This is a genomic window from Pseudomonas sp. sp1636, assembly GCF_030376615.1.
In the GTDB taxonomy this organism is placed as follows: Bacteria; Pseudomonadota; Gammaproteobacteria; order Pseudomonadales; family Pseudomonadaceae; genus Aquipseudomonas.
Genome location: NZ_JARRAB010000004.1, coordinates 185,884 through 206,401, shown reverse-complemented (window position 1 = coordinate 206,401; position 20,518 = coordinate 185,884). Strand labels below are relative to the sequence as shown.

The following is a 20,518-nucleotide window of genomic DNA, read 5'->3' as shown; positions in this document are numbered from 1 at the left end:
TCAGACCCCCAACCGGGTGCAGATCAGGGTGATCAGTGCATCGCTGACCACCAGCGCCACTATGATGCTGACCACCGCCCGGGTGGTGGCCTGCCCCACGGCCTGGGCATTGCGCCCGCAGGCCAGGCCGTAGTGACAGCCGATCAGGCCGATCAGCACGGCGAACACCAGGCTCTTGCCGATCCCCACCAGGAAATCGCTGAGGCTGAGCATCTCCAGACTCTGCTTGAGGTAAAGCTGTGCAGAAATATCGAACAGGCCGGAGCCGATGATGAAACCGCCGAGAATGCCGAGCGCATCGGCGAACACGCAGAGCAGCGGCATGCTCACCAGCAGCGCCAGCAACCGCGGCAGCACCAGGAACTCCAACGGCGGAAAACCGAAGGTCTTCAACGCATCGATTTCCTCGTTGGCCTGCATGCTGCCCAGTTCCGCCGCGTAGGCCGCACCGGTGCGCCCGGCCATGATCACCGCGGTCATCAACGCGCCCATCTCGCGGGTCATGCCGATGGCCACCATATTGGCGATGTACAGCTGGGCACCGAAGGCCTCCAACTGGGCGGCGCCGACGAACGCCAGGATCAGGCCGACCAGAATGGCAATCAGCGCCACTATCGGCAGCGCGCCCGGCCCGCACTGCTGCAGGGCCAACCAGAAATCGCCCCGGCGCATCCGTCCGCGGCCGCGCAGCTGGCGCCCCAGAGCCAACACCACCTCGCCGAGGAAACGACAGGCCTGGCCGACACTGGCCTGCACGCCAAGCAGCAGCAGGCCCAGGCGGGACACCGCCCCATAGTCGGGCGCCGGCTCCTCCTGGGCCTGGGTAGACGGCTTGGCGGCCATCTGCAACAGCCGTTCGACGCCCTCGGGCAGGCCTTGCCAGTGCAGCGCCACCTCCTGCGCCACGGCCAAGCGCTGCAGACGGCGCAGCAGCGCCAACAGGCTACTGTCCCAGGCGGCCACGGCAACCTCCACCTGCACCTGCGCGGGCAATTGCCGCTGGCTGTACCAGACGGCCTCGAGGTCGGGCTTGGGCGCCTGCAGCAGCCAGGCGCCGTCCACCCGCAGGCGTACCGGTTGGCCATCCGCTACCAACCAGTGCAAGCCAGCGCCCTGCCCGCCCCCAACCATCCAGACCTCCGCCCGTTAGCCCTGCTGTTCCACCAGCAACGCATCGACCCGCTGAAAGCCGCGCGGCAGCTTGTTGCCGCGCCGCCCGCGCTCACCCTTGTAGTGTTCCAGGTCATCGGCCTTGAGCGACAAGGTACGCTTACCGGCCTGCAACACCAAGGTCGCCCCGCTCGGCAACACCAGCAGATCGGTGAGGTATTCCTCGCGGCTGGCAACCCGCTCGCCGGGGATGCCGATGATCTTGTTGCCCTTGCCCTTGCCCAGTTGCGGCAAGTCGCGCACCGGGAACAACAGCAGCCGGCCCTCGGTGGTCACCGCCGCCAGCCAGTCCAGCTCGCGACTGGCCAGCGGCTTGGGCGCCAGCACCTTGGCGCCAGGCGGCAGGCTGAGCAGCGCCTTACCGGCCTTGTTCTTGGCCTGCAGATCCTCGCCCTTGACCACGAAGCCGTAGCCCGCATCCGAGGCGACCACATAGAGGGCGCTGTCGTCCGGCAGCAACACACACTCGAAGGTCGCCCCCGGTGGCGGGGTCAGGCGTCCGGTCAGCGGCTCGCCCTGGCCGCGCGCGGAGGGCAGCGAATGCGCCGCCAGCGAATAGCTCCTGCCGGTCGAATCGATAAACACCGCGTACTGGTTCGAGCGCCCCGGCGCGGCGGTCTTGAAGCCGTCGCCGGCCTTGTACGACAGGCCCGTGGCATCGATATCGTGGCCCTTGCCGCAGCGCACCCAGCCCTTCTCCGAGATCACCACGGTGACCGGCTCGGTGGGCAGCAGCTCGGTTTCGCTCAGCGCCCTGGCCTCGGCGCGGGCGACGATCGGCGAACGCCGCGCGTCGCCGTATTTCTCGGCGTCGTCGAGGATTTCCTGGCGCACCAGCTTCTTCAGCTTGGCTTCGCTGCCGAGCAGGCTCAGCAGCTTGGCGCGCTCCTTGGCCAGCTCGTCCTGCTCGCCACGGATCTTCATCTCCTCCAGGCGCGCCAGCTGGCGCAGGCGGGTGTCGAGGATATAGTCGGCCTGTACCTCGGTCAGGCCGAAGCGCGCCATCAGCACCGGCTTGGGCTGATCCTCGCTGCGGATGATATGGATCACTTCGTCGAGGTTGAGGAAGGCGACCAACAGGCCTTCCAACAGGTGCAGGCGCTTCTCGACCTTGTCCAGGCGGAACTGCAAACGCCGGCGCACGGTAGCCACCCGATACTCCAACCACTCCTTCAGCAACTGACGCAGGTTCTTCACCTGCGGTTTGCCGTCCAGGCCGATGACGTTGCTGTTGACCCGGTAACTGGATTCCAGCTCGGTGGTGGCGAACAGGTGCTGCATCAGCTCATCGGCATCGACCCGATTGGAGCGCGGGATGATGACGATGCGGCAGGGGTGCTCGTGATCCGACTCGTCGCGCAGGTCGGCGACCATCGGCAGCTTCTTCGCCTGCATCTGCGCGGCGATCTGCTCCAGCACCTTGGCCCCGGACACCTGGTGCGGCAGCGCGGTGACCACGATGTCGCCGTCCTCGACGCGGTACACGGCGCGCATGCGCACCGAGCCGCGTCCAGTTTCGTAGATTTTCAGCAGATCCGCGCGCGGGGTGATGATCTCCGCCTCGGTCGGGTAATCCGGGCCGAGCACATGCTCGCAGAGCTGCTCGACCGTGGCGTCCGGCTGGTCGAGCAGGCGGATGCAGGCCGCCGCGACCTCGCGCAGGTTGTGCGGCGGCACGTCGGTGGCCATGCCCACGGCGATGCCGGTGGTGCCATTCAACAGGAGGTTGGGCAGGCGCGCCGGCAAAGTCGCCGGCTCGTTGAGGGTGCCGTCGAAGTTCGGTACCCAGTCCACCGTGCCCTGGCCCAGCTCGCTCAGCAACACCTCGGAATAGCGCGACAGACGCGCCTCGGTGTAACGCATGGCGGCGAACGACTTGGGATCGTCCGGCGCGCCCCAGTTGCCCTGGCCGTCGACCAGGGTGTAGCGGTAGCTGAACGGCTGCGCCATCAGCACCATAGCCTCGTAGCAGGCCGAGTCGCCGTGCGGGTGGAACTTGCCGAGCACGTCGCCGACGGTGCGCGCCGACTTCTTGTGCTTGGAGTCGGCGTCCAGGCCCAGCTCGCTCATGGCGTAGACGATGCGCCGCTGCACCGGCTTGAGGCCGTCGCCGATATGCGGCAAGGCGCGATCCATGATCACGTACATCGAATAATTGAGATAAGCCTGCTCGGTGAAGTCGGCAAGGGAGCGGCGTTCGACACCGTCCAGGCTCAAATCGAGGGGTTCGCTCATGCGTGCCTCATGGTAAGAAAATTTAGTCAAGCGAAGTGGTCTGGCGCAGCACCAGGGTGCCGTCGCGCTGGGTAAATTCGAGTTGTTTCAGGGCGCTCATGCCGAGCAGCACCTCGTCGCCGTCCATGCCCGGGGTGATCAGGGCGGCGACGTCGCGCAACTGGATCTCGCCGAGTTGCAGGCTGGCCAGCCGGGTACGGTAGCCGACCACGGTGCCATTGGCGGTACGGATCTGCACCGGCGCACCGCGCGTAAGACCGAGGCGTTCGGCCAGGGCCGCGGGCACGGCGACGGCGGTGGCGCCGGTATCGAGCAGCAGGGTCACGCTGGCGCCGTTGATCTGGCCGCTCAGCAGGTAATGGCCGCCACGGCTGCTGAGCAGGCGCACCTCGATATAGCCATCGCCCTGCACCGATTGCGGCGCCTGGTTGGGGTTATTGCGCCGCTCCTCCCATTTGCCGAAGAAGTGCGTGGCCAGCAGCAACGCGGCGCCCCAGGCCAGCACCAGCATCACCCGGCCGGCCCGCCGCCCCGTAGTTTGCGTGCTCACCGGCTACCTCCCCAACCGCCCTTGGGCGCGGCGAAACGCCAGACAACCGGCCGCTGCTCGCCATCGGCCCGGCTGTGCCGGCCATTGTCGCTACCGATCCAGGCCCCCTGTTCATCGATCCACAGCGCCTCGGCCAAGCCATAGGGCGACGGGTAACGTCGGGCATCGGTCAAGGCTTCGCTGGCGAACGACCAGCAGCGCTCGACCTCGCCATCGCTCAGCTTGCGCCGACAGATGCGATGGGCCTGGCGCTCGAGGGTGAAGAGTTTCTCCTTGTGCAACACCACGGCGGAAAAGTCCCGGGGTTGCGCCTCGTGGCCCAACTGCGGCGGTGATGGCTCGTCACCGCCTTCGCTCATCAGCACACAACCAGCGCTGCAGCGCCAACTAGAACCGCGCTTGTGCAGCACCAGCAGACCGCGGCGCTGGCGTTCGGCCGCCAACCACAGGCGCTCGCCGGCGGGGTCGACCGCCACCCCCTCGAGTAGCGCATTGAAGTGCCAGAGCATGCTGCTGGCACGCGCCTGGCGCACCAGGCCAGCGGGCAGCGCCAGCCACTGCGGCGTCCCGGCAGGAGGAATCTGCAACACGGCGGCGCGCGCCTCGCTGACCAGGTAGCGATTGCCGATGGCATCGCAGGACAAGTCTTCGAAATCCAGGGCACCGCCCCGTACCAGGCCGCTGACCCAGGTACGCATGCGCATGCCCCAGGGCAACTGGGTCGAGGGCGGAGGCGGCGCGACGAAGTATTCGGCCTCGGCCTGCCAGACAGCGTCGCCGGCGGCCAGCCGATACAGCCGGTCATCCTCGCGATCCGACACCGCCCACAGCGCCTCGCCGCACCAGGCCAGCCCCGACAGGTTGCCGGCGGCGATGCCGTCGATCGGGTGCTCGCTGAGCAACACCAGCTCTTCCAAGGCCCGGGTCTCGGCCAGCGCCGGAGCGACGGCCAGCAACAGGACGACAGCCAGTCGCCGCATCAGAGCAGCACCTCGGCCAGGTTGCCCTTGGACTCCAGCCAGGATTTACGGTCACCGGCGCGCTTCTTCGCCAGCAGCATGTCCATGAGTTCCTGGGTGCCCGGATAATCCTCCAGGGTCAACTGCACCAGGCGCCGGGTATTGGGATCCATGGTGGTTTCGCGCAGTTGCGGCGGGTTCATCTCGCCGAGGCCCTTGAAGCGGGTCACCTGCGGCTTGCCGCGGCGCTTCTCGGCCACCAGGCGGTCGAGGATGCCGTCGCGCTCGGCGTCGTCCAGGGCGTAGAAAACCTCCTTACCCAAGTCGATGCGGTACAGCGGCGGCATGGCCACGTAGATGTGCCCGGCGTCCACCAGCGGGCGAAAATGCTGGACGAACAGCGCACACAGCAAGGTGGCGATGTGCAGGCCGTCGGAGTCGGCGTCGGCGAGGATGCAGATCTTGCCGTAGCGCAACTGCGTCAGGTCGTTGGAGCCCGGGTCGATGCCGATGGCCACGGCGATGTTATGCACTTCCTGGGAAGCCAGCACTTCACCGACATCCACTTCCCAGGTGTTGAGGATCTTGCCGCGCAGCGGCATGATCGCCTGGAACTCCTTGTCGCGCGCCTGTTTGGCCGAACCGCCGGCGGAATCGCCCTCGACCAGAAACAGTTCCGAGCGCATTGGATCCTGGCCGGCGCAGTCCGCCAGCTTGCCGGGCAGCGCCGGACCCTGGGTGATGCGCTTACGCTCGACCTTCTTGCCGGCCTTGAGGCGGCGGTTGGCGTTGCTGATCGCCAGTTCGGCGAGTTGCTGACCGAGTTCCGGGTGGGCGTTGAGCCACAGGCTGAAGGCATCCTTGACCACCCCGGAGACGAACGCCGCGGCCTCGCGCGAGGACAGGCGTTCCTTGGTCTGACCGGAGAACTGCGCGTCCTGCATCTTGGTCGAGAGGACGAAGGCGATGCGCTCCCAGATGTCTTCCGGGGCCAGCTTGACCCCGCGCGGCAACAGGCTGCGGAACTCGCAGAACTCGCGCATGGCGTCCAGCAGACCCTGGCGCAGGCCGTTGACATGGGTACCGCCCTGGGCCGTGGGGATCAGGTTGACGTAGCTTTCCTGCACCGTATCGCCGCCCTCCGGCAGCCACAGCAGCGCCCAATCGACCGCCTCCTTGTTACCGCTGAGGCTGCCGCAGAACGGCTCAAGCGGCAGGCGCTCGAACTCGCTGACCGCATCCACCAGGTAGGAGCGCAGGCCCTCCTCGTACAGCCACTCGACCCGTTCGCCACTGGCCTTGTCCTCGAAGCTGACGTGCAGCCCCGGACAGAGCACGGCTTTGGCCTTGAGCACGTGCTTGAGGCGGCTGACCGAGTACTTGGGCGAATCGAAATACTTGCTATCGGCCCAGAAATGCACACTGGTGCCGGTGTTGCGCTTGCCGACCGTGCCGATCACGGCCAGATCGCTGGCCTTGAAGCCATCGGCAAAGGCCATGCGGTATTCGCTGCCATCGCGTTTGACCCGCACCTCGACGCGGGTCGACAGGGCGTTGACCACGGAAATCCCAACGCCGTGCAACCCGCCAGAGAACTGGTAGTTCTTGTTGGAGAACTTGCCGCCGGCATGCAGTTTGGTGAGGATCAGCTCGACCCCCGAGACCCCCTCCTCGGGGTGAATATCCACCGGCATGCCACGGCCGTCGTCCACTACTTGCAGGGAGTTGTCCTCGTGGAGGATCACCTGGATCGAACTGGCATGCCCAGCCAAGGCCTCGTCGACGCTGTTGTCGATGACTTCCTGGGCCAGGTGGTTGGGCCGGCTGGTGTCGGTGTACATGCCCGGGCGCTTACGCACCGGATCCAGGCCGGAAAGGACTTCGATGGCGTCTGCGTTATAGGAGCTCGCACTCATATCACTTCACCGTCGCTTTGCGGCGTAACCCGGAGGGACGGGGCCATTTCGCTACGGCACTGCGTCAGTCGTCGCTCATTTGGAATAACCAAACCACTCTCCTCCTTTCTTGTTCCGTAGCGAAGTGGCCGCCGTCGCGGCAGCGAAATGATATGAGTACGAGCTCCGTGGGCCATGGGGTCTCTGGTTGTGATTAAAGGTCGGAAAAGTCGGTATCGCGCCACAGCTGGGCCGCCATACCGGCGAAGGCAAAGAGCATCGGCAAGCGTGCGGCAAAACCCTGAAAACCATGCTCGCCGCCGGCCTGAATGCGCAGCGCACAGGCGCGGTAGTAGGCCTGGGCATGACGGTAATCGAGGGTTTCGTCGGCGGTCTGCAACCATACCTGATAACGCGCGGGATCGTGCGGAGGCGGCACCTCCAGCTCGGCCAGGGCCCGCACATGATCGGCCGTCAGCTCCCAGGTTTCACCACTGTAGAAGTTGAGTTGCGGGCCCAGGTAACCATCGAAACGCAGATGCGGACGCACTGCCGGATTGATCAACAGCGCGCGCAAGCCATGGCGCTCGGCCAGGTGGGTCGCATAGTAGCCGCCCAGGGAGCTGCCGACCAGCACAGGCCGGCCGAGTTCGGCGATCAAGGCCTCAAGCTGGGCAATCGCCCGGCGCGGATGATGATCCAGGGCCGGCACCCGCAGCTGCGCGGCCAACCCAAGACGCGCCATGGCGCGCGACAGCTGGCTGGCCTTGAGCGAAGCAGGCGAGCTGTTGAGGCCGTGGAGATAGAGAATAGATGCAGTCATGGAGCGGGAGGCTACTAGTGCCAAGCATCAGGCTGCAAGCTGCAAGGAGGTACGCATGCCGCTCCAGCCCATGCTTGGAGCGTGCAGCGGCTAATAACCTTTCACCGTGTAATCCACCTCGAACTCGATCCCGGTGACCCGCGACACCCCGGTATCCAGCCGCCCGTCGGCGTACAGACGCAGCCAGCGGTAGCCGGGCGCCGTGGTGTCGACCTGGAATTCTTCGCTGCCCGGAGCGAATTGCACGCAGGTGGACGGTGAGGCCAGCAGCCGCACAGCCTCACGCTGACGATCGAACTCCTGGTGGATATGCCCCCAGAGCAGCGCGCGCACCTGACTGAAGCGCTCCAGCACGGCGAATAGCGCCTCGGGGTTGCGCAGGCCGATGGGCTCCATCCAGCGGCAACCGATGGACACCGGGTGATGGTGCAGGCAAATCAGGTGATGGCGTTCCGGCGCTTCGCCGAGTGCGCGTTCCAGCAGGGCCAGCTGTTGCTGGTCAAGATAGCCCGGCACCGCACCGGGAATCGACGAGTCGAGCAGAATGATGCGCCAATTGCCCAGGTCGATCACCGGCTCCAGCAGATCGCTATCGGCGCAGGCGGCCTGCATGGCCGGGACGTCGTCATGGTTGCCGGGAAACCAGCGCGCAGGCGCCGCAAGCGCCGCGGTCATCTGCCGGAAACGCTCATAAGAGGCCTGACTACCGTCTTGCGAGAGGTCGCCAGTGGCGAGCATCAAGTCGATCTGCGGCTGCTCTTGCAGCACCCGGTCGAGCACTTGTTGCAGGCTGTCCTGGGTATCCATGCCCAGCAGTTTACCGGCCGCTTCGGCAAATAGATGGCTGTCGGACAACTGCACCAGCAGAACCGGGGAATCAGCAGCAGAATTGGGCGCGCTCGGCAAGGCCGTCTCCTTGGGCGGAATGCATGGATTATGCTGGGTAGTCCCGGCAGAGGTAAACCCGCGAAGCGGGCATGGATCACAGAAAACCGGTTGAAGTCCCAGGACGGGAGTAGGTTATTGCGCAGCAGCCCTTAAACCACCGGTTCCAGCTCATGGCCACAGGCCAGGCAATGGCTCAGCCATTCGCCGAGGAACAGATTGAGCTGGGATTTTTCATCCGGCTGATGCATGGCGGCATTCGGGTAAGGGTAGATGCTGCGAAAACGCCGCGCGTTCTGGGCGCCGATCACCTCGGCCATGCGCGCATCGTGGTACACCCGCACTTCCAGTTGCGGCACCGGCAACCAGGGCAGACTGTGCTCCTGGTGCGCCCGCACGGTCGAGGTATAGGGACAGGTTTCCAGCACCTCCAGGGTCAGCACGCCGAGCAGGTGCTCGCCCTGACTCAGGGCCACCCGCCGCGCACATGACGCCTCGCGCATGTCCGGCAGCAGGCGCATCAAGCGTGCATAGTTGGCTTCACAGGCCGCCTGCAGCTCGATCAAGTCAACCCGATAACGGTCACGCAGCAGGTTCACGACCATAACCCCCTAACCTCGGCGCGGTTCAGCGCCAGCCATTGCAAGGCGATGATGCTCGCCGCATTGTTGATCCGTCCGTCCTTGACCGCGTCCAGGGCATCCTCCAGCGGCAGGACATGCACCCGGATGTCCTCACCCTCCTCGGCCAGACCATGCACGCCCCCGGCGCCCTGACTGCTACAGCGCCCGAGGTACAGGTGCACCCGCTCGTCCGAGCCACCGGACGATGGAAAATATTCGCTGATCGGCCACAGCGAGGTCAGAACCAGGTTGGCCTCCTCCACCGCCTCACGCAGCGCCACCTGCTCCGGCTGCTCGTCGGTATCGATCAAGCCGGCGACCAACTCCAGCAGCCAGGGGTTGGCGCATTTGCCCATGGCGCCAACGCGAAACTGCTCGATCAATACCACTTCGTCGCGCTGCGGGTCATAGGGCAGCACGCAGACGGCATCGTGGCGGATAAACAGCTCGCGGCTGAGCGTCGGGCCCATTGCGCCGGAAAACTGCAGATGGCGCAGGCGCAGGCGGTCGAGGCTATAAAACCCGCGAAAGCAGGCTTCGCGCTCGATAATTTGCACCGCATCCGGGCCGGGTTTAAAGGTGTCGGTCATCCACGTCTCGCTCAATCCGATAATCAGGGCTTTCGCGCATCCTACCCCGGCCTCCGGCCTTGCGCAGCCTCTTTGCAGATTAGGCGCTGGCTGGGATCATGCAGCGCTGTTGCGACTGCCGGCCCTGGCGAACCTTCGGCATAACAGCGAGTCCAACCCAGCTAGCCCAACCCTCTCTCCGCCTGGCGCCGAACTCCATGCTTGCACGCAAACAACTCGTAATAATCGGCCTTGGCCTACTCCTCAGCGCCTGCCAGAGCCTGCTTCCAGGCGATCGCGCGCTGCCGCTGCAACGGATCGCCTGGGAGAGCATTCAACCGGATTGCCAGGGCGATAGCTGCCCACTGGTGAATGTCGACACCCTGATTTTTCCCGACGAAGCGCCGCTCAGCGAGTTGATCGAACAGCGCCTGCTGCAGATGACCGGCGACTCGCCGGACGCGCCCCTGCCCGCCTCGCTGCAGTCCTACGAAAAGGCTTTCCTGCTCCACGCCAAACGCGGCTGGAGCACTTACCTGCAGGCCAAGCTGCGCGAACAGTACGACCAACTGGTAATCATCGAGTTTTCCAGTTACCTGGCCACGGGCGGGGCACACGGCATGCCGGGGCGCGGCTTCCTCAACTACGACCGCACACTGAAAAAGGCCCTGAGCCTGGAGGACATGCTGCTACCCGGGCAGACAGATGCCTTCTGGAAACTCGCCGGCCAGGCCCACCAGCGCTGGCTGGCAGCCAACCAGCTGGAGCAGAACCCCGAGTTCATCCGCAACTGGCCGTTCGAGCGCACCGACAACGTCGCCCTCGGCCAGGCCGCGGTGCTGCTGAAATACGATGTCTACAGCATTGCGCCCTACTCCAGCGGGCATCCGCAGCTGACGATTCCTTACAGCCAACTCCAGGGCATCCTCAAAGCGCAATACTTTCCCGCGCGCGGCTGAAGGAGACGATCGCGCACGCCACGCACACGCAGGCCGGTCGACGCCGGCAAGTGCGCGGAGTAACTACTGGGGAGGGTGGGGACTCAGCCTGAGGCAGGTCGCAAATAGCCAAAAAAGGCAACACCGGGAGCACCTTCGCTCCCGGCGTCGGGTAACGCATCAGACCTGCTTGTAGATCACCGAACCTTCATCCTTGAAACGCGCGGCTTGTTCCTTGAAGCCGGCCTCGACCGCCTTGCTCTCGTCGGACAGGCCATTGACCTTGGCGTAGTCGCGCACTTCCTGGGTGATCTTCATCGAGCAGAACTTCGGCCCGCACATGGAGCAGAAATGCGCGACCTTGGCCGAGTCCTTGGGCAGGGTCTCGTCGTGGTAGCTGCGCGCGGTGTCGGGATCGAGGCCGAGGTTGAACTGGTCTTCCCAGCGGAACTCGAAACGCGCCTTGCTCAGGGCGTTGTCGCGGATCTGCGCGCCCGGATGGCCCTTGGCCAGATCGGCGGCATGCGCGGCGATCTTGTAGGTGATGATGCCGGTCTTGACGTCATCCTTGTTCGGCAGACCGAGGTGCTCCTTGGGCGTGACGTAGCAGAGCATGGCGCAACCGAACCAGCCGATCATCGCCGCGCCGATGCCCGAGGTGATGTGGTCGTAACCCGGGGCGATGTCGGTGGTCAGCGGGCCGAGGGTGTAGAACGGCGCCTCGTCGCAGCATTCCAGCTGCTTGTCCATGTTCTCCTTGATCAGCTGCATCGGCACGTGGCCGGGGCCTTCGATCATGCACTGCACGTCGTGCTTCCAGGCGATCTTGGTCAGCTCGCCGAGGGTTTCCAGCTCGCCGAACTGGGCGGCGTCGTTGGCGTCGGCAATCGAACCCGGACGCAGGCCGTCGCCCAGCGAGAAGCTGACGTCGTAGGCCTTCATGATCTGGCAGATTTCCTCGAAGTGGGTGTAGAGGAAGTTTTCCTGGTGGTGCGCCAGGCACCACTTGGCCATGATCGAGCCGCCGCGGCTGACGATACCGGTGACCCGCTTGGCGGTCAGCGGCACATAGCGCAGCAACACGCCGGCGTGGATGGTGAAGTAGTCCACGCCCTGCTCGGCCTGCTCGATCAGGGTGTCGCGAAACAGCTCCCAAGTCAGGTCTTCGGCCACCCCGTTGACCTTCTCCAGCGCCTGGTAGATCGGCACGGTGCCGATCGGCACCGGCGAGTTACGGATGATCCACTCGCGGGTTTCGTGGATGTGCTTGCCGGTGGACAGGTCCATCACGGTGTCCGAGCCCCAGCGGATGCCCCAGGTCAGCTTGGCCACTTCTTCCTCGATGGAGGAACCCAGCGCCGAGTTGCCGATGTTGCCGTTGATCTTCACCAGGAAGTTGCGGCCGATGATCATCGGCTCCAACTCGGTGTGGTTGATATTCGCGGGGATGATGGCGCGGCCGCGGGCGATCTCCTCGCGGACGAACTCGGCGCTGATCTCCTTCGGCACGGAAGCGCCGAAGCTATGCCCGGCATGCTGCTGATCGAGCAGACCGGCGGCGCGGGCTTCCTGCAACTTCATGTTCTCGCGGATGGCGACGTATTCCATCTCCGGGGTGATGATGCCCTGGCGCGCGTAGTGCATCTGGCTGACGTTCTTGCCGGCCTTGGCCCGGCGCGGGTTGCGCACATGGGCGAAGCGCATCTTGGTCAGCTCGGGATTGACCAGGCGTTCCTGGCCGAAGTGCGAGGACAGGCCGTCGAGCAGTTCGGTGTCGCCACGGTCGTCGATCCAGGCCGAACGCACGTCGGCCAGACCCTGACGCACATCGATGCTCACGCTCGGGTCGGTGTAGGGGCCGGAGGTGTCGTAGACCAGCACCGGCGCATTGACCTCGCCACCGAACTCGGTGGGGGTGATGTCCAGGCTGATCTCGCGCATCGGCACGCGGATGTCCGGGCGCGAGCCTTGCACGTAGATTTTCTGCGAACGCGGGAAGGGCTGGATCGACTGCTGGTCGACCTGGGCGGAATCACTCAGATTTGGGGTGTTGAGGTTTTTTTCTTGTGTGCTCATCGACTGGCTCTCTCCTGGGACTATATGTCGGGGTGAACCTGGGAGGAACTGAGCGGTGCGCGGGGGCACCTGGAACGGTGCCGAGAAGACTCGCCGAGAGGGTGGCGAGGACATCTTGTTCCCTACGCAGGCCTTAACCTGATCAGGTTCAACGGGATCCGGCAGCTGCCAATCTCAGCCCCGCAGTATGGGGCACCCCGACAAGAACCCGGCCAGTCTAATCAACACGCCGCGATAAAACCAACCGGAGGGTCAAAAAACCATGACCCATGCGTCGGATAGCGATGCAGCCCCCCCGCCCGGGCAGATTGTTGCGCGTAGGCAACATAGCTTGTTGCAAACTACACTGACGCCACTGTAAGCGCGCTTGACCCTCTCGGCAGCGCCCCTTAGCCTTGCCGATTACCGCCAAATTCAGGATCGCCCTAATGTTGCGCAGACTTTCCCTGGCTCTTGCTGTGGCCTCCGCTTCCAGCGGATTGGCCTGGGCTGAACAAGCCCCGCTGTCCACCAAAACAGACCTGGTCACGGTGTATCAGGAAGCCGCCAACAACAATGCCGACCTGGCGGCCGCGCGTGCGGATTATCGGGCTCGCCGCGAAGTGGTGCCGCAGGCACGTTCCGGCTTGCTGCCCAACCTCTCGGCCGGCGCCAACCTGAGCGACACCCATACCGAGGTCGACACCTCGCTCGGCTCGCAATCAACCTCGCGCAGCGGCACGGTGTACCAGGCCAATCTCAGCCAGCCGCTGTTCCGCGCCGACCGTTGGTTCCAGTTGCAGGCCGCCGAAGCCAGCAGCGAGCAAGCCGCGCTGGAGCTGTCGGCCACCGAGCAGAACCTGATCCTGCAGAGCGCGGAAACCTACTTCGCGGTACTCCGCGCCCAGGACACCCTGGCTTCGACCAAGGCCGAAGAAGCGGCGTTCAAACGCCAGCTCGACCAAGCCAACGAGCGCTTCGACGTCGGCCTGTCGGACAAGACCGACGTGCTCGAGGCCCAGGCCGGCTTCGACACCGCGCGGGCCAATCGGATCATCGCCCAGCGCCAGGTCGAGGACGCCTTCCAGGCGCTGATCACCTTGACCAACCGCGAATATGTGGCACTCGAAGGCATCGAACACAGCCTGCCGATATTGGCGCCGACACCGAATGACGCCAAAGCCTGGGTCGATACCGCCGCCACGCAGAACCTCAACCTGCAAGCCAGCAATTACGCGGTGAGCGCCGCCGAAGAAACCCTGCGCCAGCGCAAGTCCGGCCACGCGCCGACTCTGGATGCGGTGGCCAGCTACCAGAAAGGCGACAACGACAGCCTTGGTTTCAGCAACAACGCGGCCGCCGTTAATCGCTTCAGCGGTGATGCCGAACAGCGCTCGCTTGGCCTGCAACTGAATATCCCGCTGTACAGCGGCGGCCTGACCAGCTCGCAGGTGCGTGAAGCCTATCAGCGCGTCAACCAGAGCGAACAACTGCGCGAGAGCCTGCGCCGTCAGGTGGTGCAGAACACCCGCAACCTGCACCGCGCGGTGAACACCGACGTGGAAACCGTGCAGGCGCGCAAGCAGTCGATCATCTCCAACCAGAGCGCCCTGGAAGCCACCGAAATCGGCTACCAGGTCGGCACCCGCAACATCGTCGACGTGCTCGATGCCCAGCGCCAGCTATACAGTTCGGTGCGCAACTACAACGACGCGCGCTACGACTACATCATCAACAACCTGCGCCTCAAGCAGGCTGCCGGCACCCTCAGCCCAGCCGATCTGGAAGCCCTCGAGCAATACCTCAAGTCGGACTACGACCCGGATCGTGACTTCCTGCCACCCGACTTGGCCAAGGCCGCCGAAGCGCAGCTGCGCGGCAACCTGGATTATTGAGCCGTCCCGTGCAACGAAGAAGCCCGATGCGAGTCGGGCTTTTTTGTGGGTGCTGGCGACTCGTGGTGCGCCGCGCGCACCAGGACGTTCATCAGCGCCGCAACAGGCGCGCCAGCCCCGCCAGCAAGCGCGCCAGCGCCCCCTGGTTGGCCTGCATCACGGCCAGCCCCGCCTCGCGCATGTTCTGCGCCTGGGCAGGCTCGCGCCAAAGCCGGTCGAGCCGTTGTGCCAGGCCGTCGGCATCTGCCACTTCGAGCAAGGCGCCAGCCTCACGCAACTGCGCGGCAATTTCGAGGAAGTTGAACAGGTGCGGCCCGCTGAGCACCGGCTTGCCCAGTGCGGCGGGCTCCAGCAGGTTATGCCCGCCATTGCCGACCAGGCTGCCGCCGACGAAGGCCAGATCGGCCAGGGCATAGAGCAACAGCAGCTCGCCCATGGTGTCGCCGAGCAACACCTGGTCAGCCGCCACCACCGCCTCGCCACTGGCGCGCCGGCGCGTGGCGAAGCCTTGGCGCCGGCACAATTCGAACACCGCGCCGAAGCGCTCCGGGTGCCGCGGCACCAGAATCAACAAGGTCTCTGGCCGCTGCTCAAGTAGCAAGCGGTGCGCCGCCAGGACAATTTCATCTTCACCGGCATGGGTGCTGGCGGCGATCCACACCGGCCGCCGCGTGGCGCCCCACTGCTCGCGCAACGCGGCGGCCTGAGCAAGCAGCGCGGGATCGATGGCCAGGTCGAACTTGATCGAGCCGGTCACCTCGACGCACTCCGGCCGCGCACCCAAGCGGCGAAAGCGCTCGGCCTCGACAGCGGTCTGCACCGCGACCAGGCTCAACTCGGCGAGCATCGGCGCGGTCAGCCTGGCGAAACGCGCATAACCGCGTGCCGAGCGCTCGGACAGCCGCGCATTGGCCAGAGCCACGGGAATGCCGCGCCTGGCGCACTGATGGATGTGGTTGGGCCACAATTCGGTCTCCATGACCACCGCCAAGCGCGGCTGGGCGCGGTCGAGGAAACGCGCCGCGGCCCACGGCAGGTCATAGGGCAGATAGCAGTGCTGCACGCGCCCGGCATAGTCGGGCCCGGCGAACATGGCCTGAATCCGTTCGGAGCCGGTCGGCGTCATACAGGTGATGGTGATCGGCAACTGCGGGTAGCGCGCCAGCAATTCGGCAATCAAAGGCGCGGCGGCAATGCTCTCGCCCACCGACACCGCATGCAGCCAGATGCCGCCGGGCCGCAGCGGCGGCAAGCCAAGGGCGAAGCGTTCAGCGATACGTTTGGCATACGCCGGTGCGCGCCACGCGCGCCAAGCCAGACGCCCGGCGACCAGAGGCAGGCCGAGATGCAACAGCAGACTGTAAAGGGCTCTATTCATGGACGCGCAGCTTAGCAGAGCGGCCGCCAGCAATCAGCCGATGGCGCGCAGGCTCTCGGCAAAACACTCGGCCAGCCACAGCGCCGCCGGCCCCAGAGCCTCGTCGCGGCGGCAGACCAGCTCCACGACCAGCGGCGGCGGAGTCCAATCGCTACTCAACTCGACCAATTGACCCTGATAGGTCGGGTACTGCACCACATGGCGCGGCAACCAGGCCCAACCCAGGTTGCGCATCAACAACTCGGCCATGGCGTAGAAGCTGTCGGCGCGCCAGACCGAGGGGCTGATCTGCTCGCCGCCCGGATAGAGGCTGTCCTGCGGCGCCATCAGCAATTGCCGGTGGCGGGCCAACTCGCGCCGGTCGACATGCCCCGCCCCCGCCAGCGCATGCCCGGCCCCACACACCGTGACCATCTCGATGGTGCCCAGTCGTTGCCGCTCGAGGGCTTCAGGCATCTGCTCGTGGTGGAACAGCAGGCCGAGGTCGGCGCGGCGTTCGAGCAGCTTGCGCGCCACATCGCCCTGGGCGCCGCTGGCCAGTTGCACCTCCAGCAGCGGAAAAGCCTGGGCCAGGGCTTCGAGACTGTCGAGCACCGGCTGATAGGGCATGGCCTCGTCCTGGGCCAGACGCAGGCGCACTTCCTCACCGCGCACCAGCCCCAGCGCCCGGCCTTCCAGGCGTTCGCACTGGCGCAACACCTCGCGCGCTTCTTCCAGCAAGGCCGCACCGGCATCGGTCAGGCGTGGCTGGCGGCCACTGCTGCGCTCGAACAACAGCACCCCGAGATCGGCTTCCAGCATGGCAATGGCAGTGCTGACCGCCGATTGCACGCGATTCATCTGCCGGGCGACGGCAGAGAACGATTGGCCCTCGGCCACGCTGACGAACAGTCGAATTTGCTCCAGACTCCACTGCATAACCCATCTCCAAAACAGATAGGTAATCACTTTATCCCATCAGATGAACGACTAGAATGGCCGACAGATCAAACAGGAGGCCCACCATGAGCGGCTATCTCTATCTCGCCGTCGCCATCACCGCCGAAGTCATCGCAACTACGTCGATGAAGGCACTGGACGGTTTCAACAAACCGCTGCCCCTGCTGCTGGTGGTCATCGGCTACGCCATTTCCTTCTGGATGCTCAGCCTGGTGGTCAAAACCATTCCGGTCGGCGTTGCCTACGCCGTCTGGGCGGGCCTGGGCATCGTCCTGGTGAGCATTGCCGCGGTGTTTCTCTACCAGCAGCGCCTCGATCTGCCGGCCATGCTCGGCATGATCCTGATCGTCTGCGGCGTGGTGGTGATTCAATTGTTCTCGCACAGCGTCAGCCATTGAGAGAAGCGCCAAACTTCCCGGCGGTCGCCCAAAACGGCTACGTGCCCGTGGCTTAAAACTTGTCGCGCGCAGCTTGCCATTTGCCACTTGCCGTTATACTGCGGGTCTGTTTCCCAACGAGGCCCTCGCATGTCCCAGGCACTGAGCACTGACGTTCTGATCGTCGGCGGCGGTATCGCCGGCCTCTGGCTGAATGCGCGCTTGCGCCGCCAGGGCTTTGCCACCCTGCTGGTGGAAAACGCCAGCCTGGGCGGTGGGCAAAGCGTCAAATCGCAAGGCATCATCCACGGCGGCGCCAAGTACGCCCTGCACGGCGCGCTCACCGGTGCCTCGGAGGCCATCGCCGACATGCCACGCCGCTGGCGCGAAGCGCTGGCCGGCAGCGGCGAACTGGATCTCACCGGCGTGCGCCTGCTGTCCGATGCGCACTACCTGTGGTCGCCCGGCAGCCTGGCCGGCAATATCACCAGCTTCTTCGCCAGCAAGGCGGTACGCGGCCGGGTCGACCAGGTCAAGGGCGAGCAGCTGCCGCTGGCCCTGCAACACCCGCAATTCAAGGGCAAGGTCTACCGCCTGGCCGAACTGGTGCTGGATGCCCCCAGCCTGATCGAGCGCCTGGCCGCATTGGCCGCCGACGGCCTGCTGGCCGCCGCGGCCATCGCCCCGCTGCACGAACGGGGTGAACTGGTCGGCCTGATCGTCGATGGCCGCGAGATTCGCGCGCAACGCATCGTGCTCAGTGCCGGCAGCGGCAACGCGCAACTGCTCGCCGCGCTGGGCCTGGCTCAGCCCGTGCAGCAACTGCGGCCGCTGCACATGGTGCTGGTCAAGGGCCCGAGCCTGAAACCGCTGTATGCCCACTGCCTCGGCGGCGGACCGAAACCGCGGGTCACCGTCACCACCCATCCGGCGGCCGATGGCGAATGGATCTGGTACCTCGGCGGCGAGTTGGCCGAGGCCGAAGGGGTGGCCCGCGACGCAGCCGCGCAGATCAAAGCCGCCCAGAAGGAGCTTGGCGCCCTGTTGCCCTGGGTCGATCTCTCCAGCGCCCATTGGGCGACCCTGCGCGTCGAACGCGCCGAGCCGGCGCAGTCCGGCCTGACCCGCCCGGACAACGCCTTTCTCGCCGAGCAAGGCCCGCTGCTGGTCGGCTGGCCGACTAAACTGGCATTAGCCCCGGACTTCGCCGACCGCGTGCTGGCGGCTCTCGACCGTGACGGCATCCAACCCGCCAGCCATGCGCCGTTACCCGCCCTGCCGCGCCCGGCCATCGCGCGCCCGGCCTGGGAGGAGTTGTTTTAATGCATAACTTGCACACGCTGCATAACCTGCACCGCCCGTTCGGCGCGACCGACCTGCTGATCTCGCCACTGGGCCTCGGCACGGTGAAGATCGGCCGCGACCAGGGCGTCAAGTACCCCAACGGCTTCACCATCCCGGACGACGCGACGGTGCGTGAGTTGCTCGCCCAGGCCTTCGATCTGGGGATCAACCTGATCGACACCGCCCCCGCCTACGGCAACAGCGAAAGCCGCCTCGGCCCACTGTTGCGCGGCCAGCGCCAGCGCTGGGTGATCGTCAGCAAAGTCGGCGAAGAGTTCGAGGGCGGCCACTCCAGTTTCGATTTTTCCCCAGAGCACACGCGCTTCTCCGTGGAGCGCAGCCTCAAGCGCCTGCAAACCGACTTTATCGACCTGCTGCTGGTGCACTCCGACGGCAACGACGTCGCCATTGTGCAGGACAGCGGCGTCTACGAGACCCTCGCCGAGCTCAAGCGCGAAGGCAAGATTCGCGGTTTCGGCCTCTCCGGCAAAACCGTCGAGGGCGGCCTGCTGGCGCTCGAGCAAGGCGACTGCGCGATGATCACCTACAACCTCAACGAACAGAGCGAGCTGCCGGTACTGGACTACGCTGAGCAGCACGGCAAAGGCATTCTGATCAAGAAAGCCCTGGCCAGCGGGCATGCCTGCCTGCAACCGGGCGAAGATCCGGTACGCGCCAGCTTCGAGCTGATCTTTGCCCACCCGGCCGCGAGCTGCGCGATCGTCGGCACCATCAATGCGCAGCACCTGGCCCATAATGTCGCGGCTGCCGCGGCGGTGATTCAGGATATTGCCTGACCCGCCATAACCCGCCGCGCGCATCTGCGGCAGTGGTTTCGACCGTGCCCCAGCACCCCCGGCGGACACGCCTGGCCAGCTGTCCGCTCGGGGGCCGAGCCCAACGCAACGCAGGAGCCGACATGTCGCGCACGCTTAGCCGCCATGATCCCAGTGCCTTCAAGACCCTGCCCTTGTTCGTCGAGGCGACTACGGACGGCCTCAGCTACCAGAGCCTGGGGCGGCCGCTGAACTTCAGCGAGATGCTGGAACGCCGTCGCGCGATCGAGGTCAGCGATAATCAACGTTTCGCCGTGGAACTGGCCAACCTGGGGGTTTCGGTACGCCTGACCCTGAACTGGCAAGGTCGCGACTACTGGGTGCTGGTTCGCCAACGGCGCCAGGATCGGGGCGATGTGGTACTCAAGCTGATCTCCGGCTACGTGCCCGCCCACGAACTCAATCTGCCGCTGCTCACCGCTATTCAGGAGGTTGCCGAAGAGTGCCTGCTGGAAACCCCGGAAGGCTGGCTGAGTGGCCGCTTCGGCGAAACCTGGCTGCCCTCGCCCTATCACGGCGCCTTGCGCTACCGCGAAACCCTGCACTTCCACCTCAGCCCGCTGTCCGGCGCGGCACGCCCGGTGCAATGCGGCAACCTGCCCCTGCTGGAACGGCCACGCGCCTATGTGCACCTGCCCACCGCCTCGTTGCAGCTGGTCTATGACCTGCGCCTGGAGCTGCCCAAAGAGGCCAGGCAACTCAGCCTGTTCCACGTCGACGAACGCCTGGAAGACGGCAAGCTGCTCGCCCGCCTCGATCGTTGCCGCCCGGATCTGTACCTGATACCGCTGCAACAGGGTCGACCGAGCGCCGAACTGCTGACCCTCAACAAAGGCGTACTGAAAGCCGCCAGCACCCGGGGCCTGTGGCTGGCGGAGAGCTTCGCGGCGCAGGATGGCTGGCTGGTGCGTGACGAACGGATTCGCTGGAAAGACTGGCTGAAGCAACAGAAGCTCAGCGCCGCGCCGCCCAAACCGACGGCGAAGCCGCGAGCGCCGGCGCTGTCAGCGCCACCCAAGCTGAACGCCGCCCAACTGGGCTGAACGG

At 65.5% G+C, this 20,518-nt stretch carries 18 protein-coding genes and 1 riboswitch; of the genes, 6 read left to right on the top strand and 12 right to left on the bottom strand.

What is annotated here, in order from left to right:
* From P8H27_RS06025 to P8H27_RS05985, 9 genes are all read right to left on the bottom strand, one after another.
* Positions 1-1,104 carry an ABC transporter permease gene (locus P8H27_RS06025; RefSeq protein ID WP_289635811.1) on the bottom strand — a complete coding sequence of 368 codons (1,104 nt, stop codon included), beginning with the start codon at positions 1,102-1,104 and terminating at the stop codon, positions 1-3.
* Positions 1,105-1,146: 42 nt separating this feature from the next.
* Positions 1,147-3,405, bottom strand: coding sequence for a DNA topoisomerase IV subunit A (parC, locus tag P8H27_RS06020; protein ID WP_289635810.1), 2,259 nt, complete (start codon positions 3,403-3,405; stop codon positions 1,147-1,149).
* Positions 3,406-3,427: 22 nt separating this feature from the next.
* Positions 3,428-3,916, bottom strand: a complete 489-nt coding sequence (locus tag P8H27_RS06015) for a TIGR02281 family clan AA aspartic protease (RefSeq protein ID WP_374761333.1) — start codon at positions 3,914-3,916, stop codon at positions 3,428-3,430.
* 35 nt (positions 3,917-3,951) lie between these two features.
* Positions 3,952-4,935, bottom strand: a complete 984-nt coding sequence (locus P8H27_RS06010; RefSeq protein WP_289635808.1) for an esterase-like activity of phytase family protein — start codon at positions 4,933-4,935, stop codon at positions 3,952-3,954.
* Complete coding sequence (parE, locus tag P8H27_RS06005) at positions 4,935-6,830, bottom strand: DNA topoisomerase IV subunit B (RefSeq protein WP_289635807.1); 1,896 nt, start codon at positions 6,828-6,830, stop codon at positions 4,935-4,937. The genes P8H27_RS06010 and parE overlap by 1 nt, the downstream gene beginning before the upstream one ends.
* A gap of 193 nt (positions 6,831-7,023) precedes the next feature.
* Positions 7,024-7,632 carry a YqiA/YcfP family alpha/beta fold hydrolase gene (locus P8H27_RS06000; protein WP_289635806.1) on the bottom strand — a complete coding sequence of 203 codons (609 nt, stop codon included), beginning with the start codon at positions 7,630-7,632 and terminating at the stop codon, positions 7,024-7,026.
* Between the two features lie 90 nt (positions 7,633-7,722).
* A complete protein-coding gene (gene cpdA / locus P8H27_RS05995; protein WP_289635805.1) occupies positions 7,723-8,538 on the bottom strand; it encodes a 3',5'-cyclic-AMP phosphodiesterase in 816 nt (271 codons plus the stop codon).
* A 131-nt stretch (positions 8,539-8,669) separates the two neighbouring features.
* Entirely contained in the window at positions 8,670-9,122 is a 453-nt protein-coding gene (locus P8H27_RS05990) for a DUF1249 domain-containing protein (protein WP_289635804.1), read from the bottom strand.
* The gene (locus P8H27_RS05985) at positions 9,113-9,730 is read right to left on the bottom strand and encodes an NUDIX domain-containing protein (RefSeq protein ID WP_289635803.1); all 618 of its coding nucleotides are present in this window, start codon (positions 9,728-9,730) and stop codon (positions 9,113-9,115) included. Before P8H27_RS05985 ends, P8H27_RS05990 begins: the two co-directional genes overlap by 10 nt.
* A 197-nt stretch (positions 9,731-9,927) precedes the next feature.
* Here P8H27_RS05985 and P8H27_RS05980 point away from each other — a divergent pair, with 197 nt between their 5' ends.
* On the top strand, positions 9,928-10,668 hold the full coding sequence (locus P8H27_RS05980) for an RsiV family protein (RefSeq protein WP_289635802.1): 741 nt from the start codon (positions 9,928-9,930) through the stop codon (positions 10,666-10,668).
* 159 nt (positions 10,669-10,827) lie between these two features.
* On the opposite strand, the gene thiC is transcribed toward P8H27_RS05980, so the two are convergent.
* The gene (gene thiC, locus P8H27_RS05975; RefSeq protein ID WP_289635801.1) at positions 10,828-12,723 is read right to left on the bottom strand and encodes a phosphomethylpyrimidine synthase ThiC; all 1,896 of its coding nucleotides are present in this window, start codon (positions 12,721-12,723) and stop codon (positions 10,828-10,830) included.
* A 102-nt stretch (positions 12,724-12,825) separates the two neighbouring features.
* A riboswitch (TPP riboswitch) is annotated at positions 12,826-12,933 on the bottom strand.
* A gap of 218 nt (positions 12,934-13,151) precedes the next feature.
* Here thiC and P8H27_RS05970 point away from each other — a divergent pair.
* Positions 13,152-14,597: a TolC family outer membrane protein gene (locus tag P8H27_RS05970; RefSeq protein ID WP_289635800.1), complete on the top strand. Its 1,446-nt coding sequence runs from the start codon at positions 13,152-13,154 to the stop codon at positions 14,595-14,597.
* A 91-nt stretch (positions 14,598-14,688) separates the two neighbouring features.
* Here the strand turns inward: P8H27_RS05970 and waaA are convergent, their stop codons facing one another.
* Complete coding sequence (waaA, locus tag P8H27_RS05965) at positions 14,689-15,975, bottom strand: lipid IV(A) 3-deoxy-D-manno-octulosonic acid transferase (protein WP_289635799.1); 1,287 nt, start codon at positions 15,973-15,975, stop codon at positions 14,689-14,691.
* A 33-nt stretch (positions 15,976-16,008) separates the two neighbouring features.
* Positions 16,009-16,893 carry a LysR family transcriptional regulator gene (locus P8H27_RS05960; RefSeq protein WP_289635798.1) on the bottom strand — a complete coding sequence of 295 codons (885 nt, stop codon included), beginning with the start codon at positions 16,891-16,893 and terminating at the stop codon, positions 16,009-16,011.
* 86 nt (positions 16,894-16,979) lie between these two features.
* Between P8H27_RS05960 and P8H27_RS05955 the strand changes: the two genes are divergently transcribed.
* From P8H27_RS05955 to P8H27_RS05940, 4 genes are all read left to right on the top strand, one after another.
* The gene (locus P8H27_RS05955; RefSeq protein ID WP_289635797.1) at positions 16,980-17,312 is read left to right on the top strand and encodes a multidrug efflux SMR transporter; all 333 of its coding nucleotides are present in this window, start codon (positions 16,980-16,982) and stop codon (positions 17,310-17,312) included.
* 129 nt (positions 17,313-17,441) lie between these two features.
* Complete coding sequence (locus P8H27_RS05950) at positions 17,442-18,614, top strand: FAD-dependent oxidoreductase (RefSeq protein ID WP_289635796.1); 1,173 nt, start codon at positions 17,442-17,444, stop codon at positions 18,612-18,614.
* Entirely contained in the window at positions 18,614-19,432 is an 819-nt protein-coding gene (locus P8H27_RS05945) for an aldo/keto reductase (RefSeq protein WP_289635795.1), read from the top strand. Before P8H27_RS05950 ends, P8H27_RS05945 begins: the two co-directional genes overlap by 1 nt.
* Before the next feature lie 122 nt (positions 19,433-19,554).
* Positions 19,555-20,514 carry a metal ABC transporter ATPase gene (locus tag P8H27_RS05940; RefSeq protein ID WP_289635794.1) on the top strand — a complete coding sequence of 320 codons (960 nt, stop codon included), beginning with the start codon at positions 19,555-19,557 and terminating at the stop codon, positions 20,512-20,514.
* The last annotated feature ends 4 nt before the right edge of the window (positions 20,515-20,518 follow it).